Source organism: Mesorhizobium sp. WSM4813 (assembly GCF_055811555.1).
This window is the reverse complement of sequence record NZ_JBVVQU010000010.1, coordinates 73874-93818: the sequence shown is the minus strand read 5'-3', so window position 1 is coordinate 93818 and position 19945 is coordinate 73874. Positions and strand designations below refer to the sequence as shown.

Here is a 19945-nt window from a genome sequence, read left to right as displayed (position 1 = left end):
ACAAGAATGGCCAAGACCTATAAGAACGGCCAAGACCAATAAGAACGGGAGGTAACGATGTGCAGGGTTTTTGCCGGGCAGGATCCGGAGGGCTACCGGCAGATCAATCGATCGATCCGCATCGACGGGCACTCGACGAGCATCCAGCTCGAGGCGACGTTCTGGGCATTGCTCGACGAGATCGCCGACAGCCAAGGTTTAACGACGCCGAAATTCATCTCGAAGCTTTATGACGAGGTTATCGAGATCAATGGCCAGATTCCGAACTTCGCCTCGATGCTGCGCACGACCTGTGCCCTCTATCTGCGCGGCCATCGGCCGGGCATCGAAGAACACACGGCCCCGAAGCGGCAAGCAGCTTAACTTTCGATCGCAACATCGAGCGCCAGGCGGGTCATATCGGTGAAAAGCGCCTGGCGTTCGGAATAATCGGTTTGCTCGCCGGTCACCACATTGTCGACGACAGTCAGCATCGACAGTGCCCGGGCGCCGAAATGCGCAGCGATGCGATAGAGCGCACTGGTCTCCATATCCACCGCCAGCGCGCCGTGGGCCTGCGCTTCGGCGAAGCGATCGCGCCCCTGAGGATGATAGAATATATCGCTGCAGATGGTCAGCCCCGCCTGATGTTCGATGCCGAATTCGGCGGCCCGCGTCAATGCTTGGGCATACAGCGCCGGATCGGGGCCGGCATCAGCACCATAGAGCCCAAAAACCTGGCCGCTCTCGGCACTTTCACCGCGTACCGACTGCGAGATCACCAGGCTACGCAGTTTAACCGCGGCAGTCAGAGCACCACAGGTACCGGTGCGAATCAGTGTCCTGACGCCATGGAAATCCAGCAATTCATGCGCGTAGATCAGGAATGACGAGACGCCGATGCCGGTGGACTGGATGCTGACGGGCTTGCCGCGAAACAGGCCGGTAAAACCGAGGGCTTCCCTTCGACGGTTGACACAGCGCGGCGCCTCCAGAAAGGTTTCCGCCATCCATGCGGCACGCTGCGGGTCGCCCGGCAACAGCACTGTTGCGGCATAATCACCCTTGCCTGCCTCGTTGTGCGGCGTCACGGCATGCTCCCCAAAACCCGCCGCCCGTTTCGCCCACGATCATGGCAGTCTTACGCCATTTCGCAAGTGCGAGAAATTAGTAAACCCTAAGATTCCAGCACATCCTTGACGATTGTGGCCAGTTGCTTGAGCGAAAACGGCTTCGGCAGGAAACCGAAATGCGCGTCTGCCGGCAGGTTTTTGGCGAACGCATCCTCCGCGTAGCCAGAAACGAAGACGAATTTGATGTCCGGCTGCCGTTTGCGCAATTCGCCAAGCAGCGTCGGCCCATCCATCTCAGGCATCACCACGTCGGAAACGACAATGTCGATCTTGCCGCCGAGCGCCTCGAAGATTTCCAGCGCCTCGACGCCCGAGGACGCTTCGTGGACGGTGTAACCGCGCGACGTCAGCGCCCGCATGCCGCCCATGCGCACCGCATCCTCGTCCTCGACGAGCAGCACCGTGGCCGAACCCGACAGATCTTTGGCTGCGTCGGCGCTCTTTGCCGGTGCAGCCAGCGCCTCGCCGGGCTCGCCTGCCGTTCTCGCCTCAGCAATGTAGCGCGGCAGGAAGATGCGGAACACCGATCCTTTGCCGACCTCGGAATCACAGAAGATGAAGCCGCCTGTCTGCTTGATGATGCCATAGACCATGGACAGGCCGAGGCCGGTGCCCTTGCCGACCTCCTTGGTGGTGAAGAAGGGTTCGAAAATCTTCTTGAGCACTTCGGGGGCGATGCCGCTGCCGGTGTCTTCGACTTCGACCACCACATAGTCGGCCGGTGCAAGTTCGCGGTAGGGAAGGCTCTTGCTCTCCTCTGTGGTCACATTCCGGGTGCGCACGGTGAGGTCGCCGCCGGTCGGCATCGCATCGCGCGCATTGACCGCCAAATTGACCACCACCTGCTCGAACTGCCCGATGTCGACCTTCACCGGCCACAGATCGCGGCCATGATCGACCTTCAGCTTGATGTCGTTGCCGACCAGACGGGCCAGCAGCATCCGCAGATCGGCAAGCACGTCGGTCAGGTTGAGCACCTCCGGCCGCAGCGTCTGCTTGCGCGAGAAGGCCAGAAGCTGCCGCACCAGCGACGCCGCCCGGTTGGCGTTCTGCTTGATGTTCATGATGTCGGGGAAGGACGGGTCCGACGGGCGGTGGTTGGTCAACAAAAGGTCCGATGCCATGATGATGGCGGTCAGTACGTTGTTGAAGTCGTGTGCGATGCCGCCGGCAAGCTGGCCGACCGCCTGCATCTTCTGGCTTTGCGCCATCTGGCCCTCGAGCGCCTTCTGCTCGGTGGTCTCGACGGCGTAGACGATTGCCGATTCTTCGGCGCCCTCGCCGGTGCCGTCGGCAACCGCGTTAACGTAGAAGCGCATGTGCCGTTCCTCATTGCCGGGCAGCAGCGTATCGATCGGTTCGATGTCAGCCTGCCTTTGTCGCGCTTTTTCGAACGCGGCGGCAAAGGCGGGCCGGTCGCGCTCATGGATCACCGTGTCCAGCCGCACGCGCCGATCGACCGCATCCCCGTCGACGACGGAGGAAAACAGTGACAGGAAAGGCGCGTTGGTGCGCAAGATGCGCCCGCTGTTGTCGACAGCCGCTATTGCCATCGGCGTCGAATTGAAGAAGCGGGTGAAGCGGATCTCCGAGGCGCGAAGATCGGCGGAAGCGTCCTCGCCTTGCGTCCGGTTGAGCACGATGGTGCGCGTCGGACCGTTGACGCCCTCCCGGCTGGCCGAAACCCGATGCATGAAACGCACGGGCAGCGCCTCGCCCTTCACCGTGGTCAGATCGAGATCGATGACCGCGTTGCGCGTGGTGCCGGGATCGGCCTTGACCGAGCGGACCAGCGCCATTCCGTCGCCGGCGACGATCTCCGGAAGCGTGACGGCACCAGGCGTGAAGCTCGTCAGGTCGATGCCCAGCCATTCAGCAAGCGTGGCGTTGATGTAGGTGACGCGGCCTTCCTGATCGGCCGAAAAGAAGCCGGCCGGCGCATGGTCGAGATGATCGATGGCCTCCTGCAGATCGAGGAAGAACCGCTCCTGCTCGGCCCGTTCTTCCGAGATGTCGGCGAGTTGCCAGGCGAGCAAGGGCAGCCGCTGGCCCGGGACGCTGAAGGCGCGGGCGCGGGCGCGATACCAGCGCGCGCCCGGCTCGGCGCCGGGTCGAATGGATTGCGCAAGCCGAAACTCTCCGTCGCCGGGCTGGCCGTCGCGCAGGCCGGAGGCGAGCCGGTATACGGTCACCGATGCCTCGGGAACATCGGACAGCAAACCTTCGACCGTCTTGAGATCCGCCGCCGACGCCGCGCCCGTCATGTCGGCATAGGCCCGATTGGCGTAGACGACACGACCCTTGGTGTCGGTGACCAGAAGACCTTGCGACATCGAATCGACGAAGGCTTTCGACAGCTCGTCACTCGTCGAGCGCGGTGTGATCTGCACGAAGCCAATGGCGGTAGCGAACAGGAAGCCGACGCCGATCATCGCCAGCACACCAAGCATTCCAAGCAGGAATGGATCGCCAAGACGTTCGCGGAAAAGGCCGAAGACGATCGCGGCGCCGGTCAGGACGACGATGAAGACGATGAGCCGGGTGACCGCACCCGGTCGCGTGTTCTGGTCGACGATCGGTACCGGATAGAAATCGCCGCGCGCTTCCTTGGCCATGTGCCCCCTGCTCGTGAAATCCGGTACTTGCCCCTGCCCGGTTGAATCACATTCTCAGGGTCCGGAAAAGGCCTTAGCAGCAGATGTCCGCTAAAAATGACGCCCGTTCGGCGCTTGGTTTGGTGAATCCGATACTCGCTCGGCGCTGCACCAGGGTAATGCGAATTTCGGATTCACCACACCAGCAACTTGCTGAAAATCCAGTGTGGTGGATTTGAAAATCCGGAACGCTGACGCCCCCAATTGGCAGGGACTTCAAATCCACCACATTGGTGTTTCAAGCTGTTCAAGAGGCGCGAAAGGCGACTTGCAGTGGCGTGCTGCAACAGTCTAGTGTCGCGTCTTCTTCGAAAGCCGATATTGGGGGCACCAATGCTGCAGTGGCTGGATAGTGTGGCGGGTCCTGGTTATGCCGCGGCAATCCTGTGGACGTTTGTCGCGCTTGTCCTTCTGGCCGTCATTCTCCTCATCATCAAGCTGGTCCGCAATCTGACCTTCGGAACATTCGTTGCCGGCGGCAGGAACCGCAAGACGCGGCTGGCCGTCATGGACGCCACCGCTGTCGACAGTCACCGCCGGTTGGTGCTGGTGCGCCGCGACGACATCGAGCACCTGCTGCTGATCGGAGGCCCAACCGATGTCGTCGTCGAACGCGACATCCGGCTGTCGGCGCTGCGCCGTCCTGCGCTGACCGGAGATGGCGGCGGCCATCAGCCGGCGCCCCGGCCGCGCGCGCCTCAGCCGGCTCCTGCGCCAATGAGGCAAGCACCGCCTCCGCAGCCGGTAAGCGCGGCCCCGACGCCTGTCCGGCCCCACCAGGCCCCACCGGCGCCAGCGCTGAAGCCAGCGCAAAGCCCTCAATCGGCGACCATTACGCCGCTGCCCGCCTACGGATCGGCGAACGCCAGTGCCTTTCGACACGCGCCATCGCCGGCAAGACAGGATTCCCCGGCAAAGCAGGATTCTATTGACGATACGCTGATGAGGGAGCTCGAGGTCTCGTTTGATGACCCGCACCCCGCCAAGCCGGAGAGCAAGCCGGCGGCAAAGGCGCCGTCGTCTCTCGATGACGAGATGACGAAGCTTCTCGGTGAGCTTTCCAGCCAGAAAAGATAACCGGCCAGAACCCGGGCCAGCGAACAGCTAAAAAAATGGCCGGAGACCGGCCATGACAATATTCGCTATTGCTGCTTTTTAGGCACTTTGCCCTTGCTTCAGTCGTCGCGATAGACCTTCTCGCGACGCTCGTGGCGCTCCTGCGCCTCGATCGACAAGGTCGCTATCGGACGCGCATCGAGCCGCTTCAGCGCGATGGGCTCGCCGGTTTCCTCACAATAACCGTAAGTGCCTTCATCAATGCGCTGAAGCGCGGAATCTATCTTTGAAATGAGTTTTCGCTGGCGATCGCGGGCGCGAAGTTCGATGGCGCGGTCAGTTTCCGAAGAGGCGCGATCAGCGAGATCGGGGTGGTTGGCGTTTTCCTGCTGCAGGATTTCGAGAGTTTCGCGCGCTTCGCGCAGTATGTCGTTCTTCCAGGTGACGAGCTTCAGGCGAAAGTAGGATTTCTGCCGTTCGTTCATGAACGGCTCGTCTTCGGAGGGTACGTAATCGGCAGTAACGATGTCGTTCATTCGACTCACCCAAACAGCCCCAATTTTGGCGCCTATATATTCGCGGACCGAATGCTGCACAAGCGTAATCGACGACAGTTTCACGCAATTGTTAATGTCGGGCAAAACTGTATCGGCCGCATCATTCGCATGAAGGGCGCGAGCGAATTCACGTATGATTTGTTGGGTTTGAAAGGTGCTGGCCATTGTGCATAAGGCCTTTCTCATGGCTAATCCTGCAGCGCCTTTTGACGAGTTTCGGGGTTTGGCACAAGCGAGGGGCCGGTGAGCAAGCTTTATCTGTTGAGGCATGCCAAGGCCGGCTGGGCCCTGCCGGGCATGCGCGATTTCGATCGTCCGCTGGACGCATCCGGCGTCGCCGATGCCGAAACGATGGGTGCGGCCATGCGGGCCCGCAGCTACGTTCCGGACCTCACCCTTTGCTCCAACGCAAAGCGAGCGCGCCAAACGCTGGAAGGTCTGGCCGGTCATACCGATACAGGCCGGGTCCTGTTCCTGGACACGCTCTACAGCGAGGATGCCGCGGGCTATCTCAACCTCATCCGCGGCAATGGCGGGCCCGGCTCGCTGCTCATCGTCGGCCACAACCCGATGACGGAAGATCTCACTATCGCGCTTTCGGGCGACGGCGACGAGGCTGCGAGGGCAATGCTGAACCACGGCTTCCCGACCTCCGGCCTTGCAATCGTCCGCTTTCCAGGCAGTCTTGCCAACGTCGCGCAAGGCACCGGCTATCTCGAAGCCTTCGTGACGCCGGCCGATCTCTGACGCCATTTCAAACCTAAAGCGCGTCGCGTTTGACCGGCCTCATGCGACGCGCTTTAGGTTGTTGTTTATGCTTGTCGTTATCGCAAAACCGCTGTGCACTTTTGCGCGACATGCATTAGCGTGGTGGATTTGAAGTTCCTGCCACTCCAATGGCATCAGCGTTCAGGAACTTCAAATCCAAAAGCACGCTAGAATCAACGCATTGCTAGTATGGCTTAGAATCCGAAATTCGCTCACTGCGCTGCTCCAAGGTACTGCGAATTTCGGATTCGCCACACTAGCCGGCAGCGTCTATATCGGGGCGTACCGAAGCCCCGAGAGACGCATTTTGGCATCATCGCTGACCACTTTCACCGACGAGGCGAAGATTGCCCTGGATACGCTGACAGGGCGCGCCACCGGGCTTTTTTCGCCATCGCTGCGGCTGGGTGTTACTGGCCTTTCCCGCGCCGGCAAGACAGTGTTCATCTCAGCCCTTGTCCACAATCTGATCCATGGCGGGCGCTTGCCGCTGTTCGCGGCGCAGAAATCGGGACGCATCGCCCGTGCCTTCCTCGAAGAGCAACCGGATGACGCCGTACCGCGATTCCAGTACGAGGATCACGTCGCGGCCCTGGTCAACGACCGCCTCTGGCCGGATTCGACACGTGCCATTTCCGAGCTGAGGCTCACCATCGAATATGAATCGGCCTCCGGCTGGAGCCGCATGTTTTCATCAGGCAGATTGTCGGTCGATATCGTCGACTATCCCGGGGAATGGCTGCTCGACCTGCCGCTGCTCGGCAAATCCTACGCTGATTTCTCACGCGAAGCGTTCGAGATGGCCGTGCTGCCGGTGCGCGTCGACCTTTCGCAGGAATGGCGCGCGCTCTCGGCAGCGGTCGACCCGAATGCGGACGCCGACGAGATGACGGCGCGACGCCTCGCCGAGAGCTTCGCCGCTTATCTCAAGGCATGCAAGCTCGACGAGCGGGCGCTTTCAACCCTGCCACCCGGCCGGTTCCTGATGCCTGGCGATCTCGAGGGCTCGCCGGCGCTGACCTTCGCGCCCTTGCCGGCCCTGAGTGAGCGGCGGGCGCGTTCCGGGTCGCTTCGGGCGATGATGGAGCGGCGCTACGAGGCCTACAAGACATATGTCGTAAAGCCGTTCTTCCGGGAGCACATCACGCGCCTCGACCGTCAGATCGTGGTGATAGACGCCCTGCAGGCCTTGAACGCAGGCCCCGGCGCGATGGCCGATCTCGAACGTGCGGTGACCGAAATCCTCGCGTGTTTCCGCCCCGGCCGCGGCAATTTCCTGACCGACTTTTTTTCCAGGCGCATCGACCGCATATTGGTGGCGGCGACGAAGGCGGACCATCTGCACCACGAAAGCCACGACCGGTTGCAGGCGATCGTGCGGCGGCTTGCCGACCGCGCCGTGGCGCGGGCGAATTTCACCGGCGCCGATGTCGACGTGGTTGCCCTGGCGGCGGTGCGCGCGACCCTGGAAGGCACGGTCAAGCAAGGCCGTGAGACGCTGCCGGTCATCATTGGCACCCCGCTGAAAGGTGAAAAGATCAACGGCGAAACATTTGATGGAAGAACCGAAACAGCCATATTTCCCGGTGATTTACCGGAGAAAATTGATGCAGTGTTCGATGTCTCTGGACCAGACCATCGGCAGAGCCCAGACCATCGGCAAAACAATGATGACCCGGCGATCCGCTTCGTCCGCTTTCGCCCGCCAAAGCTCGAACGTACGGCTGAAGGCGTCACGCTGTCGCTGCCGCATATCAGGCTCGACCGCGCCCTGCAGTTCCTGATCGGAGATCATCTGGCATGACCGCGCCCCGCAAGCCGGCGGCATTTCGCATCGAGCCGGAAGCCCCGCCAAAAGAACGCGCAGCCTTGCGCCAGCCCGACGCTCCATCGGTCAGAAAGCCCCGCACCGTGAACGCTGATCTTCCCGTCGTCACTCCGGCGGAAATCGATGTTTTCGACGAGCCGGATATTATCGCCGCCGAACCGCCGCCGGCGACCGCGCCGCGGAAGCGTTCGATATCAGGTAGCTTGTTGTTCGGCGCATTGGGCGTTCTGGTTTCGCTGGCCCTCGGCCTTTGGACCGATCAGCTGATTCGCGATCTGTTCGCGCGCGCCGAATGGCTGGGCTGGCTGGCCGCCGGGATGGCCGTGATCGCGCTGCTGGCGCTTCTGGTCATCCTTGCCCGCGAGTTCCTGGCGATCGCCCGCCTCGCCGAGGTCGAAAAGCTGCAGAAGCGGGCGCTCGACGCCATTGCCCGCGACGATCCGAAGGCCGCTCGCGCCGTGGTCGACGAACTCTCGGCCTTCGTCGCGGCCAAGCCCGAAACCGCGGCCGGCAGACGCGCGCTGGCTGATTTGCGCGACGAGATCATTGACGGTGGCAATCTGGTGCGCTTGGCCGAGACCGAAATCCTCGGTCCCCTCGATGCGCGCGCCAAGGTGATGATCCTCGAAGCGGCGAAGCGTGTGTCGCTGGTGACGGCGGTCAGCCCTCGCGCTCTGGTCGACGTCGCCTATGTCGTATTCGAAGCGGGGCGGCTGATTCGCCGGCTGTCGGAACTTTATGGCGGCCGGCCGGGCACGCTGGGGTTCTTCCGCCTGGCGCGCAGCGTTCTTGCTCATCTGGCGGTGACCGGCTCGATCGCCGTCGGCGACAGTTTCGTGCAGCAGATCGTCGGCCATGGCCTCGCCGCCCGGCTGTCGGCCAAGCTTGGCGAAGGTATCGTCAACGGCATGATGACGGCGCGCATCGGCATTGCTGCGATGGAGACAGCAAGGCCCCTGCCCTTCAGCGCCACGAGACGGCCCGGCATGGGTGATTTCCTGTCCGCTCTGACATCGTTCGCAACCAAAAAGCAGAAGGAGACATCCGCTTCCGACACGTGACACCTGCTCCAGCGCAATATGTGCTATGCTGGGCGCCCAAAGGGACGCTGCAGCACCTTGATTTTTGCCCATGAACCCCAGCGCAAAATCGATTCCGATTTCGGTGCCATGCGTTAGCGGTGACGAAGCGTTAACCAATCTTGTTCATGGTCGGACGGGTTCCAAACCAGTCTCTTTGTTGCCGGGTGTCGTCGATGAAAAGCGTGATCTTGTCCAGTGTCCTGCCGATGGCGGTCGTGGTTTCAGCAACTGCCGGCCTGGCCGAAAAGACCTTTGCAGCAGAACGGGACAAGAAGTTCTTTCAATCGGTGGAAGGCGAATGGGTCGGCCCAGGGGAAATCGTCGCCGGCAAATACAAGGGCACGAAATTCACCTGCAATTTCATCGGTTCGACACCAGACGGCAAGATCGGCATGTCGCTTGACGGCGGTTGCCGGGTCGGCATGTTCACCCAGCAGATGTCGGCGACGATCCAGCACAAGGGCCGCGAGGGCTACAAGGGCAGCTTCATGGGCGGTGCCGCCGGTTCCGGCCTCGACATTATCGGCGGCAACGTGGTCAGCGCCAACAAGGTCGTCTTCACCATCAACCGCAACCAGTTGCGTGGCGTCATGCAGGCTCTTGTCCCCAACGACAATTCGATGACGGTGACGGTTGCGGTGCGCGTCGACCAGCAATTGGTGCCGGTCATCGGCATGAAGCTGAAGCGAGTCGATACGGTCGAAGTCGGCTCCATCGCGCCTAGTGAGTCAGTAGTGAATGGTGAATGGTGAATGGGATTAGATATCACTTCAAACTACTGACTACTGACTATTCACTATTCACTAATTCACTATTCACCAAAAAAGGGCAGCCACGGCCACCGGAGCGCGCCTGCAACACTGCCGCACCCGTTTCCGGATTCGGACTGTTCGATCTCAGCCGAAGCCCCTATCTTGGCCGTTCGATGCCGCAGCACGTGCAGCGGTCCCTAGAGAGAACGGAACAGCAGGCATGGCGGCAGAAGCAGCGGGCAGCGATCTGATCCACGTGGTGGCGCTGCTCGCCGCAGGTGTTGTCGCCGTACCGATCTTCAAGCGCATGGGACTTGGTTCCATCCTCGGCTATCTGGCGGCCGGCGTGGTCATCGGCCCGTTCGGCATCGGCATCTTTTCCGAATCGGAAGCCATTCTTCACGTCGCCGAGCTCGGCGTCGTCATGTTCCTGTTCATCATCGGGCTGGAGATGCAGCCGTCACGGCTGTGGGGACTCAGGCGAGAGATCTTTGGCCTTGGGGCTTTGCAGGTCGGCGTGTGCGCGCTGTTGCTGACCGGCGTCGGACTGGCGGGAGGTTTCCCGGTCTCGCAATCCTTCGTCGCCGGCGCCGGCTTCGTGCTGACCTCGACGGCAATCGTCATGCAGCTTCTGGAGGAACGCGGTGAGATAGCTGCGCCCAAAGGCCAGCGCATCGTCTCCATCCTGCTGCTCGAGGACCTGGCGATCGTGCCGCTGCTGGCCCTGATCGCCTTCCTGGCACCGGGCGGCGCCGATATGAGCTTGACGCAGCGGCTGACGGAGGTGGGCATCGGCCTTGCCGCAATCGTCGGACTGGTGCTGGCCGGGCGCTATCTGCTCAATCCGTTCTTCCGTATCCTGGCGGACGCCCGCGCCCGCGAAGTGATGACCGCAGCCGCCCTTCTGGTCGTTCTGGGGTCGGCGCTTGCAATGCAGCTCAGCGGCCTGTCGATGGCGATGGGCGCCTTCCTGGCCGGCGTGCTTTTGTCGGAATCCACCTTCCGCCACCAGCTGGAGGCCGATGTCGAACCATTCCGCGGTGTGCTGCTCGGGCTGTTCTTCCTCGCTGTCGGCATGTCGCTCGACCTCCATGTGGTCATCGAAAACTGGCGGCTTGTCGCCATCTACGTCGTCGCCTACATGGTGATAAAGGCGATCGGCATCTATCTCGTCGCCCGCATCCTCAAGGCCGGTCACCGGGAAGCGCTCGAGCGTGCCGTCTTCATGGCGCAAGGCGGCGAATTCGCTTTCGTTCTCTATTCCGCCGCCGCGGTGGTCGGCATCATCGACAGCCAGGCTAACGCGACCCTGACGGCGATCATCATCATCTCCATGGTGCTGACACCGCTGGCCATTCTGGCATTGCGGTATCTGACGCCGCGCGACGAGCAGTCGCTCGAAGGCGTCGACATCGCCGATGGCCTTACCGGCAGCGTGCTGATCATCGGCTTCGGCCGCTTCGGCCAGATCGCCAGCCAGCCGCTGCTGTTGCGCGGGATCGATGTATCGATCATCGACAATGAGGTCGAGATGATCCAGGCGGCGGCCGATTTCGGTTTCAAGGTCTATTATGGCGACGGCACGCGGCTGGACATTCTGCGTGCCGCAGGCGCCGGCCGCGCGCGCGCCGTGTTGATCTGCGTCGACAAACCCGATGTCGCCGTCCGCATCGCAAAGCTCATCAAGGCGGAGTTTCCCCTGCTGACCGTGCTGGCACGCGCTTTCGACCGCGGAACCGCATTGCAGTTGATACGTGCCGACGTCGATTTCCAGATTCGCGAGACCTTCGAATCGGCGCTTGTCTTCGGCGGCTCCACGCTGGAAGCGCTGGGCGTCGACCCAGAGGAAGTCGCCGAGGTGATCGAGGACGTCCGCCACCGCGATGCTGCCCGTTTCGAGCTGCAGCTCGCCGAAGGCGTTCGCGCCGGAGCGCGCTTCCTCAAGGGCAATATCGGCACGCCCATTCCGACCCCGCTCAGCCAGCCGCGCCGCACCGGTAAGGCGCTCAATGAAGAAACCGCCGGCGTTCTGCACAAATCCGAGCCTGCAGACTAAACACCTGGAGCAAACAGATGACCGAACTGGACGAGCGCGCGCTCTTCGTCACCAAATTCTGGCGTGAAGCCGGGAAAGATGCATGGTTCGAAAAGAATGACGCCTTCGACGCGGAGTTCCGCAACCAGTTTCTCGACCTGCACTACGCTGCCGCGCGGCGTGAATGCGACGACTGGTCGGAGCATGCCGAAGGTTCACTGGCGCTGATGATCCTGCTCGACCAGTTCCCGCGAAACTGCTTTCGCGGCACCGGCCATATGTATGCCACTGACCCGCTGGCGAGGCATTTTGCCGAAAAGGCGATCGCCGCCGGCCAGGATCTGGCGCTTGACGAAGACCTGCGCGCCTTCCTCTATTTGCCGTATGAGCATTCGGAGCATCTCGCCGACCAGCTCAAATCGATGGACCTCTTTACCGCTAAAGCCCAATCCTATCTGAGATATGCGGTTGAGCACCTGGAGATCATTCAGCGCTACGGCCGCTTTCCGCATCGAAACAGGATGCTTGGCCGCGAGACGACGCCGGAGGAACAGGTGTTCCTCGACGGGGGCGGATTTTCCGGCTGAGATCAGTGCATCGGAGCCAAAGTGGTTAGAGGTTTTGCTCCGATGCTTTAGGTTAGCCACCAATCCCGGCCCGACGACAATTGCTCGATGCCGGCGCTGTCGAGAGCGGCAAGCCGCTCCGCCACGCTTCTGCCGTCGACGGTGAGGTCAGGCGCGATCTCGGCCAGCGGCGCCAGAACGAAGGCGCGCTCCAGCATGCGCGGATGCGGCACTTCCAGCCCGGTTTCGTGGATGATCCGATCGCCGAACACCAGAATGTCGATGTCGATCAGGCGTGGACCCCAGCGCTCCTCGCGCACCCGCTTCAGTCTGCGCTCGACGTCGAGACAGTGATCGAGCAATGCATGTGGTGCGAGCACGGTCGAAATTTCGGCAGCCGCATTGAGAAAATCCGGCTGGTCGAGCTTGCCCCAGGGCGGCGTGCGGTAAAGCGAGGAGACGACAGCGACGCGCGTGTTCTCGTCGGCGTCCAGCATGCGCAGCGCAGCACCCATCGATCTTGCCGGGTCGCCAAGATTGCCGCCAAGGCTGAGGTAAACCGTATTATTCTGGCCAGACAACGGTCACCTCTACGTGATCGAGCACACCGGGCACCGGAGCGTTCGGCTTGCGCACGGTAATCTCGGCCTTTCTGATCTGGGGAAACCGGGCCGTCAGCGCCCGGGCCACCTCCAGCGCCAGCGCTTCTATCAGAAAACGCCTCTCTCCGGTTATGATCCTTTCGATCACCCCGAAGGCGGCACCATAGTGGACAGTATCCTCGATGGAATCGTCGACCAGCGCGCGGCCGGGTTCGACGGTGAGCGCGGCGTCGACATAGAAGCGCTGGCCAAGCGTCTCCTCCTCATCCAGCACGCCGTGCCGGGCGAAGAAGGCGCAGTTCTTCATGCGGATGATATACATCGCTCAGCGTCCCGCTCGATTAGAGCGACGTGCGTCCAGTTGGACGCACAAACTACACTCTAACGCTTTAAATCTACGCACCCTGCTTTCCGAAAATCGATTTTGATTTTCGAGCTATGCGGTGGTTTCACGCGCCAGCATAGCATCGGCAAGCGCCAACGCATCCACATTGATTGCGACATCGTGGACGCGAAAAAGCTGCGCGCCCTTGAGCCTCAGTATGACGCTTGTCGCCGCTGTTCCGGCGCCTCTTTCCGAGGCGTCGCGGCCGGTAACGGCGCCGATGAAGCGCTTTCGCGATGTACCCGCCATCAGCGGAAAGCCCAACGCATCGAGTTCGGAAAACCGTGCCATCAGGTCGAGATTTTCCTCCGCTGTTTCCTTGGCGAAGCCAAAGCCCGGATCGAGCACGATTTGGTCGTCGGCAACGCCGCTTCTCCGGGCGATTTCCAGTGACTTCCTGAGGAAGAAAAACTGATCCTCGATCACGTCGGGCAATTTTTGTCTGTCACGCCCGGTGTGCATAATGACAAGCCCGGCGCCGGTCTCGGCAGCGACGCGCGCGATGCCCGGCTCGCGTTGCAGGCCCCAGACATCGTTGACGATATGGGCGCCGGCGGCGACGGCAAGTCGGGCGGTATCCTCACGATAGGTGTCTACCGAAATCAGCGTCTCGCCAAGCCCGGCGAGCGCCTCGATGACAGGCAGCACGCGAGCCCGCTCTTCCTCGATGGCAACCGGGGATGCGCCGGGGCGTGTCGATTCTCCACCGACGTCAATGACGGAGGCCCCCTCTTCCGCCATCCGGCGCGCCTGGGCGATCGCCTGTTCGGGCGCCAAGAACAGCCCGCCGTCGGAAAAACTGTCTGGCGTGATATTGAGGATACCGACGATCACCGCCTTGCCGCCAAGGTCGAGATGGCGTCCATGCGCCAACTGCCATCGCCCTGTCGTCATTGTCGATCAACCATGTGTGATCCGCCAAAGATCAATTCCGTTGCGCTGGCAACGGCCGTAGCGCAAGGTGGGCAAAGAGGCAACATGATGAAACGATCACTGCTTTGCGCCCTGATGCTCGCTTTTTCCGCCCTGCCGGCGGGCACGGCGAGTTTGGTAAAGACATATAGCTATTTCAGCATCGGCGGCAGAACGCTCGATGATATCGGATCCCAGCTTACGAAACTTGGACCTCAGGTGAAAAGCACCGGGATGCGGCATCCAGGCGCCACGCAAATGGCGTTCACCACCCGCGTCAGCTATGCGGAAAAATCGAATTCCTGCGCGATTGCTGACGCCGACGTCACTCTCAAGGTCAAGGTGATCCTTCCCGAGTGGCGCCGCTCGCGCAAGGCTGATGCGGGCGTAAGGCTGTTTTGGGACACATTGTCCGCCGACATCAAGCGCCATGAGGACCGCCATGTCGAGATCGCCAAGAACCATGCCCGCGACCTCGAGGATGCGCTGAAGGCGACCTATCCGCAGAAGACTTGCCAGGAGGCCAAGGCCAAGGCCGCGGAGATCGCCGCCGCTATTCTTGCCAAGCACGACCGGGCCCAGATGCAATTCGATCGCGTCGAGACCATCAATTTCGAAAGCCGCATCCTGCGGCTGCTGCGCTATCGCATGGAGCGCGTCGAGAACGGCCGGCTGCCGGGTTAGCTCAGGCCAGATGGTAAGGTCGATCCTCGTCGAGTAGAAGTGGGGCGTCAGCCGGCAACGCCGAGCTTCTTCTGCAGGCTGGTCGACGAGGTCGTATACTGGAATACGATGCGCTCGCCGGGGCTGACGATGCGCTTGGCTGCCTGCGCCATCAGGGCGACCTCATGGAAGCCCGACAGGATCAGCTTCAGCTTGCCGGGGTACCAGTTGATGTCGCCGACGGCGAAAATGCCCGGTACCGATGTCTGAAATTTCTCGGTATCGACCGGGATCATGTTCTCGTGAAGATTGAGACCCCACTCGGCGATCGGTCCGAGCTTCATGGTCAGGCCGAAGAACGGCAGCATCCGCGTGCACGGCACCTCGGTGTCACCGTCCGGCCCTTTGATGGTCGCGGAGGAAAGCTGGCCGTCGGCGCCGGTCAGTCCCGTCACCTGCCCGACCTGGAAATCCAGTTCCTTCATCTCCTGCATGGCGTACATCTTGTTGACGCTGTCGGGCGCTGCGCGGAACTCCGGCCGCCGGTGGACCAGCGTCACGTTTTTGGCCACCGGCTGCAGGTTCAGCGTCCAGTCGAGCGCCGAATCGCCGCCGCCGACGATGACGAGGTCGTGGCCGCGGAATTCCTCCATCCGGCGAACCGAGTAGAAGACGCTCTTGCCCTCATAAAGCTCGATGCCCGGGATCGGCGGCCGCTTCGGTTGGAACGAACCGCCGCCGGCGGCGATAACCACAACCTTGGCTTCAAACACCTCGTTCTCGTCGGTGATGACGCGAAAGCTGCCGTCCTCGAGCTTTTCGAGGCTTGAGACCATGCGGTTGAAGGTGAAGTCGGGCTTGAACGGCGCGATCTGCTCAAGCAGTCTGTCGACCAGGCCCTGCGCCGAGATCGATGGCTGGCCGGGAATGTCGTAGATCGGCTTTTCCGGATAGAGTTCGGCGCATTGCCCACCGGGCCGATCGAGTATGTCGATCAGATGGCATTTCATGTCGAAGAGGCCGAGCTCGAACACGGCGAACAGGCCGACAGGTCCTGCCCCGACGATCAATACGTCCGTCCTGGTGATATCGGTCATGAACGCGCCTTCGATGCGCGTGACCCCACAAATCGGAATCGATTTCGCTGGGGATCATGCGCCAAATCACAAGTTACAGCGTGCTTGCGTGCCCAAGGCGACGCGCGGCGCTGTAGAGAACGGCGCGACACTGCATGACCATTGGCCCGCTGCCAAGCCGGGGCCGGAAAAAATCGGCACATCTAGCGCTTCAGCCTTGGCGGGCGGGCACGCGCACAACTAGGCCGTCAAGAGCGTCGCGCACCTTGATCTGACAGGAGAGCCGTGAGTTCGGCTGGACGTCGTAGGCGAAGTCCAGCATGTCCTCTTCCATCGCTTCCGGCTCGCCGACCTCCGCCGTCCATGCGTCGTCGACATAGACATGGCAGGTCGCGCAGGCGCAAGCGCCACCGCATTCGGCCTCGATCCCCGGCACGGCGTTGCGGATTGCGTTCTCCATGACGGTCGAGCCGTTTTCGGCATCCACGTCAAAATGTGTGCCGTCATGGGCGATGAAGGTCAGCTTGGTCATTTGTCACCTGAAGGGAGTCGCAGCCGAGATAATCACTCCGGCAGACAAGTCAACTGCCGCGCGAAAGCGGCGCTCTATGCCGTTTTTTCGGAAATGGGTTTAACGGCTGATGGCGGCGACGAAATCGCGGACTTCTTCGATCAGGGAGCCAAGCCGCTTGAGGGTATTGGTATCTTCAGGTTGAAGTTCGATCGCGCCGGCGCAATCGGCAATAGCGAAGGCGCCGATGCCGCGCGCAGAACCTTTCAGCCCGTGCGCCAGAAGCAGTCTTTGCTTCACATCGGCGTCGACGATCCTGTCGCGAACCGACAGCGCCTGCTGCACGAACAGCGCCAGCACCTCCTGTTCGAGGCTGCGGTCGCCCATTGTCTGGCGCGCCAGATGCGCCAGGTCCACCGGCCGCGACCCAGCCGTTCCCGACACGTCGCCGCCGGGCATCGAGAAGGCAATGCCGTTTTCGCCACGCATGAATCTGCAACTCCGTTCTTCCACTGCCGCGAAAAATAGGCCCATCCTGTGGACGACGGGTTAATGATTGGCCCGGAAAAATGTTGCGATAGCGGCGCCGGAATCACAGTTTCGTTAACCTTATATTTAAAGTTTTACGTATCGCGCCGAATGCATGTTTTCTTTACCCCGGTGTGTCATTACGATACGACAGGTCCATTTTCAGCCTCTTGCGTGGGACACGAAAAGCAGAATCAATAAGTCCCGCGGCAGCTTGTACAGGGTAGCGAAGGCATGGCGAAGAAAACAACGACGACGAGAACGCTCGACAACGACGTAGCCAGGGAACTCGAAAAAGCACTTGAGATCGATCTGAACGGCGATGCCGGCGTCGACCTCGACATCGCAGCGTCGATGGAAGATCTGGAAGCGCAGATATCGCAGGCCGCCGACGAGTTGGCACGCGAAGGCCGTAACCAGGATGCCGAGCCTGTCGCCAGCCAGAGCCAGAATGCCGAGCCTGTCGTCAACCAGAGCCACAAGACAGAGCCTGCCGCCAACCAGGACCAGAAAGCCGAGGACCAGAAAGCAAAGCCCGCGGCAAAGGCCAAGCCGGCTGAACTGCTGCGCCCTGTGGAAACGCGCAATGGCACGCAGCCGGCCGGTTTCACGCCGGCCAATGACCCTCGTCAAAAAGATTACAAGACGCTGCTGCACACCCTCAATCGGCGTGCCTCGAACACGATCTATTGGGTCGTGGCGCTCGTTTCGCTCGCCTGGATCGCGGGCGCCGGTGCATTGGCCAACCTGCTGTTTGGACCAGGCATCTGGCAAATCCGAACGCCCGGCCAGTTTTTCGCCCGTCCCGAACTGATCGGCCTGGCGATCGCTGCGATCCTGCCCGTGCTCCTGTTCTGGGCGTTTGCAGCCATGATTCGCCGCGCGCAGGAGATGCGCATTGCGGCTCAGTCGATGACGGAAGTGGCCTTTCGCCTGACCGAGCCGGAAAATATTGCCCAGGATCGCGTCATGATGATCGGGCAAGCCGTCCGCCGCGAGGTGGCGGCCATGGGTGAAGGCATCGAGCGCACGCTTGCGCGTGCCGTCGAGCTCGAAACCCTGGTCCACAGCGAGGTGAACCAGATCGAACGCTCCTACTCGGAGAATGAGTCGCGCATCCGCTCGCTTGTCGACGGGCTGGGCAGCGAGCGCGAAGCGGTGGTCACCCACGCCGAACGCGTGCGCGCCTCGATCACCGGCGCGCATGAGACGCTGAAGGACGAAATCGGGGCTGCCAGCGACATCATTCGCGACAGCATCCTCAACGCCTCGACCAACCTGTCGATGACGATCACCAATTCCGGCGACACGCTGATCGACAGAATCAACCAAAGCTCGCTGTCGATCTTCGATTCGGTGGAGGGCCGGCTCGAATCGATCACGGAGCGGCTGTCGACCTCCGGCGAAGCCTTCGCCAGCCTTCTCGATACACGCATCGCCAAGCTGACGGACACGACCGACGGCCTCACCCGGTCGCTGACCGATCTGCTCGATGATCGGACCTCCGGCATGGTATCGCTGCTCGGCGGCGCCGCGCGTACGCTCAACTCCGAATTTGAAGCCAGCCTTGACGGCATCGAGCGGACGCTGGCCGAACGCGGCCAAGCGCTGATCAGTGAATTCCAGACCCGCGCCGAAGCGCTGGACACCGGCACCCAGAAGCTCAACGCCGCGCTCGAGGCTCGCGCACGCCAGATCAACGAGACGCTGGTCGAGCGCGCGCGCGAAATCGCCCATACCTTCCAGGAGAGCAAGGAGACGCTGTCGGCGATGATCGATCAGGGCAAGACCCAGATCGGCGCCGACATGGCCGACATCGTTTCGTCGACTTCGTCCATGCTTGAAGCACGCGCCGGCGATTTCGCTGGGCGCATGGAAGCGGCCCGTCATGTGGTGTCGCGCTCCTTCGACGCCGACATCCAGCGGCTTGCCGATGCCCGCGTCGGCATCGAAGAAGCCGTCGAGAACCACAGCCGCAAGCTTTCCGAAAGCCGCGAACGCATGGCGGCGGCCATGCAGGCCGATCTGGCGAAATTCGCCGAAAGCAGCGCCGGCATCGACGCGGCTGTAACCGACCAGGTGCAGAAGCTTGCCGAAGGCCGCAACCTGATCTCGCGCGCCCTCGAAGAGGATCTGCGCAAGGTCAACGAGTCGCGCGCCACCATCGATGCTTCGCTCGGCAGTCATCTCGAACGACTCGAAGAGGGCCGCAACAGGCTTTCACAGGCCTTGAACGAAGACTCCGGAAAACTTGTAGAAGCCCGCACGATCATTGATGAAATGGTTGCCGGACACGTTGGCAAGCTCGCCGAAGGCCGCAGCATCCTTTCACGCGCCCTCGAGGCCGATCTCGGCAAGCTGGCGGACAGCCGCGCCAGCATCGACGGCCTGGTCGCCGGTCAGGTCGAGAAGATCGCCGAAGGTCGCGCCATTCTCGCCAAGGCGTTGGAGACCGACATTGTCGGCATCAAGGATCTCATCGAGAGCCATTCCGCCAAACTGGCGGAAGACCGCAGCCTGCTTTCGCGCTCGCTTGACGGCGACCTGTCCGGCATCCGAGGCTTGATCGAGGACCATTCGAGCAGGCTCGCCGACGATCGCAGCCTGCTTTCGCAGACGCTCGAGGCAGACCTCGCCAAATTGGCGGAAAGCCGGTCGAGCATCGACGGGCTGGTTGCCGGTCAGGTCGAGAAGCTGGCCGAAGGCCGCGACATCCTCAAGCGCGCGCTGGAATCCGATCTCAACACGATCAAGGACGTCATATCAGGCCAGTCCGAAAAGCTGGCGGAAGACCGTGGTCAGCTCTCGAAGGCGTTGGAAACCGACCTGCAGAGCGTGAATGGCCTTATCTCCGATCA

General features: G+C 61.7%; 19 protein-coding genes. 10 read left to right on the top strand and 9 right to left on the bottom strand.

Annotation, left to right across the window (positions count from 1 at the left end; translation table 11 throughout):
* The first annotated feature begins 57 nt into the window (after positions 1–57).
* Entirely contained in the window at positions 58–363 is a 306-nt protein-coding gene (locus AC0L25_RS08035) for a ribbon-helix-helix domain-containing protein (protein WP_473595000.1), read from the top strand.
* Here the strand turns inward: AC0L25_RS08035 and AC0L25_RS08030 are convergent.
* Positions 360–1070 carry a purine-nucleoside phosphorylase gene (locus tag AC0L25_RS08030; RefSeq protein WP_473594999.1) on the bottom strand — a complete coding sequence of 237 codons (711 nt, stop codon included), beginning with the start codon at positions 1068–1070 and terminating at the stop codon, positions 360–362. The two genes, AC0L25_RS08035 and AC0L25_RS08030, sit on opposite strands and share 4 nt — an antisense overlap.
* 86 nt (positions 1071–1156) lie before the next feature.
* Positions 1157–3727 carry a cell cycle histidine kinase CckA gene (gene cckA, locus AC0L25_RS08025; RefSeq protein ID WP_473594998.1) on the bottom strand — a complete coding sequence of 857 codons (2571 nt, stop codon included), beginning with the start codon at positions 3725–3727 and terminating at the stop codon, positions 1157–1159.
* 372 nt (positions 3728–4099) lie between these two features.
* Between cckA and AC0L25_RS08020 the strand changes: the two genes are divergently transcribed.
* On the top strand, positions 4100–4843 hold the full coding sequence (locus AC0L25_RS08020; RefSeq protein WP_473594997.1) for a hypothetical protein: 744 nt from the start codon (positions 4100–4102) through the stop codon (positions 4841–4843).
* Between the two features lie 98 nt (positions 4844–4941).
* On the opposite strand, the gene dksA is transcribed toward AC0L25_RS08020, so the two are convergent.
* Positions 4942–5358: an RNA polymerase-binding protein DksA gene (dksA, locus tag AC0L25_RS08015; RefSeq protein ID WP_006202025.1), complete on the bottom strand. Its 417-nt coding sequence runs from the start codon at positions 5356–5358 to the stop codon at positions 4942–4944.
* Positions 5359–5622: 264 nt separating this feature from the next.
* Between dksA and AC0L25_RS08010 the strand changes: the two genes are divergently transcribed.
* The 6 genes from AC0L25_RS08010 to AC0L25_RS07985 all read left to right on the top strand — a co-directional run bounded on the left by AC0L25_RS08010 (position 5623) and on the right by AC0L25_RS07985 (position 12431).
* A complete protein-coding gene (locus AC0L25_RS08010) occupies positions 5623–6126 on the top strand; it encodes a SixA phosphatase family protein (protein ID WP_473594996.1) in 504 nt (167 codons plus the stop codon).
* A 328-nt stretch (positions 6127–6454) separates the two neighbouring features.
* Entirely contained in the window at positions 6455–7951 is a 1497-nt protein-coding gene (locus AC0L25_RS08005; RefSeq protein ID WP_473594995.1) for a YcjX family GTP-binding protein, read from the top strand.
* Positions 7948–9036, top strand: coding sequence for a YcjF family protein (locus AC0L25_RS08000; RefSeq protein ID WP_473594994.1), 1089 nt, complete (start codon positions 7948–7950; stop codon positions 9034–9036). Before AC0L25_RS08005 ends, AC0L25_RS08000 begins: the two co-directional genes overlap by 4 nt.
* A gap of 194 nt (positions 9037–9230) precedes the next feature.
* Positions 9231–9809, top strand: coding sequence for a hypothetical protein (locus AC0L25_RS07995; protein ID WP_473594993.1), 579 nt, complete (start codon positions 9231–9233; stop codon positions 9807–9809).
* Positions 9810–10029: 220 nt separating this feature from the next.
* Positions 10030–11865 (top strand): monovalent cation:proton antiporter-2 (CPA2) family protein, encoded by a 1836-nt coding sequence (locus AC0L25_RS07990; protein ID WP_473594992.1) that lies wholly within the window; start codon positions 10030–10032, stop codon positions 11863–11865.
* A gap of 17 nt (positions 11866–11882) precedes the next feature.
* Complete coding sequence (locus AC0L25_RS07985) at positions 11883–12431, top strand: DUF924 family protein (RefSeq protein WP_473594991.1); 549 nt, start codon at positions 11883–11885, stop codon at positions 12429–12431.
* Between the two features lie 47 nt (positions 12432–12478).
* Here the strand turns inward: AC0L25_RS07985 and folK are convergent, their stop codons facing one another.
* The 3 genes from folK to folP all read right to left on the bottom strand — a co-directional run bounded on the left by folK (position 12479) and on the right by folP (position 14291).
* Positions 12479–12991 carry a 2-amino-4-hydroxy-6-hydroxymethyldihydropteridine diphosphokinase gene (folK, locus tag AC0L25_RS07980; RefSeq protein WP_473594990.1) on the bottom strand — a complete coding sequence of 171 codons (513 nt, stop codon included), beginning with the start codon at positions 12989–12991 and terminating at the stop codon, positions 12479–12481.
* Positions 12975–13334: a dihydroneopterin aldolase gene (folB, locus tag AC0L25_RS07975; RefSeq protein ID WP_473594989.1), complete on the bottom strand. Its 360-nt coding sequence runs from the start codon at positions 13332–13334 to the stop codon at positions 12975–12977. Before folB ends, folK begins: the two co-directional genes overlap by 17 nt.
* Positions 13335–13448: 114 nt before the next feature.
* Positions 13449–14291, bottom strand: coding sequence for a dihydropteroate synthase (folP, locus tag AC0L25_RS07970; RefSeq protein WP_473594988.1), 843 nt, complete (start codon positions 14289–14291; stop codon positions 13449–13451).
* Positions 14292–14375: 84 nt separating this feature from the next.
* Here folP and AC0L25_RS07965 point away from each other — a divergent pair, with 84 nt between their 5' ends.
* Positions 14376–14993 carry a DUF922 domain-containing Zn-dependent protease gene (locus AC0L25_RS07965; RefSeq protein WP_473594987.1) on the top strand — a complete coding sequence of 206 codons (618 nt, stop codon included), beginning with the start codon at positions 14376–14378 and terminating at the stop codon, positions 14991–14993.
* A 47-nt stretch (positions 14994–15040) separates the two neighbouring features.
* Here AC0L25_RS07965 and AC0L25_RS07960 read toward each other — a convergent pair whose 3' ends face one another.
* The 3 genes from AC0L25_RS07960 to AC0L25_RS07950 form a co-directional block, all read right to left on the bottom strand.
* On the bottom strand, positions 15041–16069 hold the full coding sequence (locus AC0L25_RS07960; protein ID WP_473594986.1) for an NAD(P)/FAD-dependent oxidoreductase: 1029 nt from the start codon (positions 16067–16069) through the stop codon (positions 15041–15043).
* A gap of 190 nt (positions 16070–16259) precedes the next feature.
* A complete protein-coding gene (locus AC0L25_RS07955; protein ID WP_473594985.1) occupies positions 16260–16580 on the bottom strand; it encodes a 2Fe-2S iron-sulfur cluster-binding protein in 321 nt (106 codons plus the stop codon).
* 99 nt (positions 16581–16679) lie between these two features.
* Complete coding sequence (locus AC0L25_RS07950) at positions 16680–17048, bottom strand: Hpt domain-containing protein (protein ID WP_473594984.1); 369 nt, start codon at positions 17046–17048, stop codon at positions 16680–16682.
* 273 nt (positions 17049–17321) lie between these two features.
* Between AC0L25_RS07950 and AC0L25_RS07945 the strand changes: the two genes are divergently transcribed.
* Positions 17322–19945 (top strand): coiled-coil domain-containing protein (locus AC0L25_RS07945; RefSeq protein WP_473594983.1); only part of this gene is annotated, 2624 nt, incomplete at its 3' end.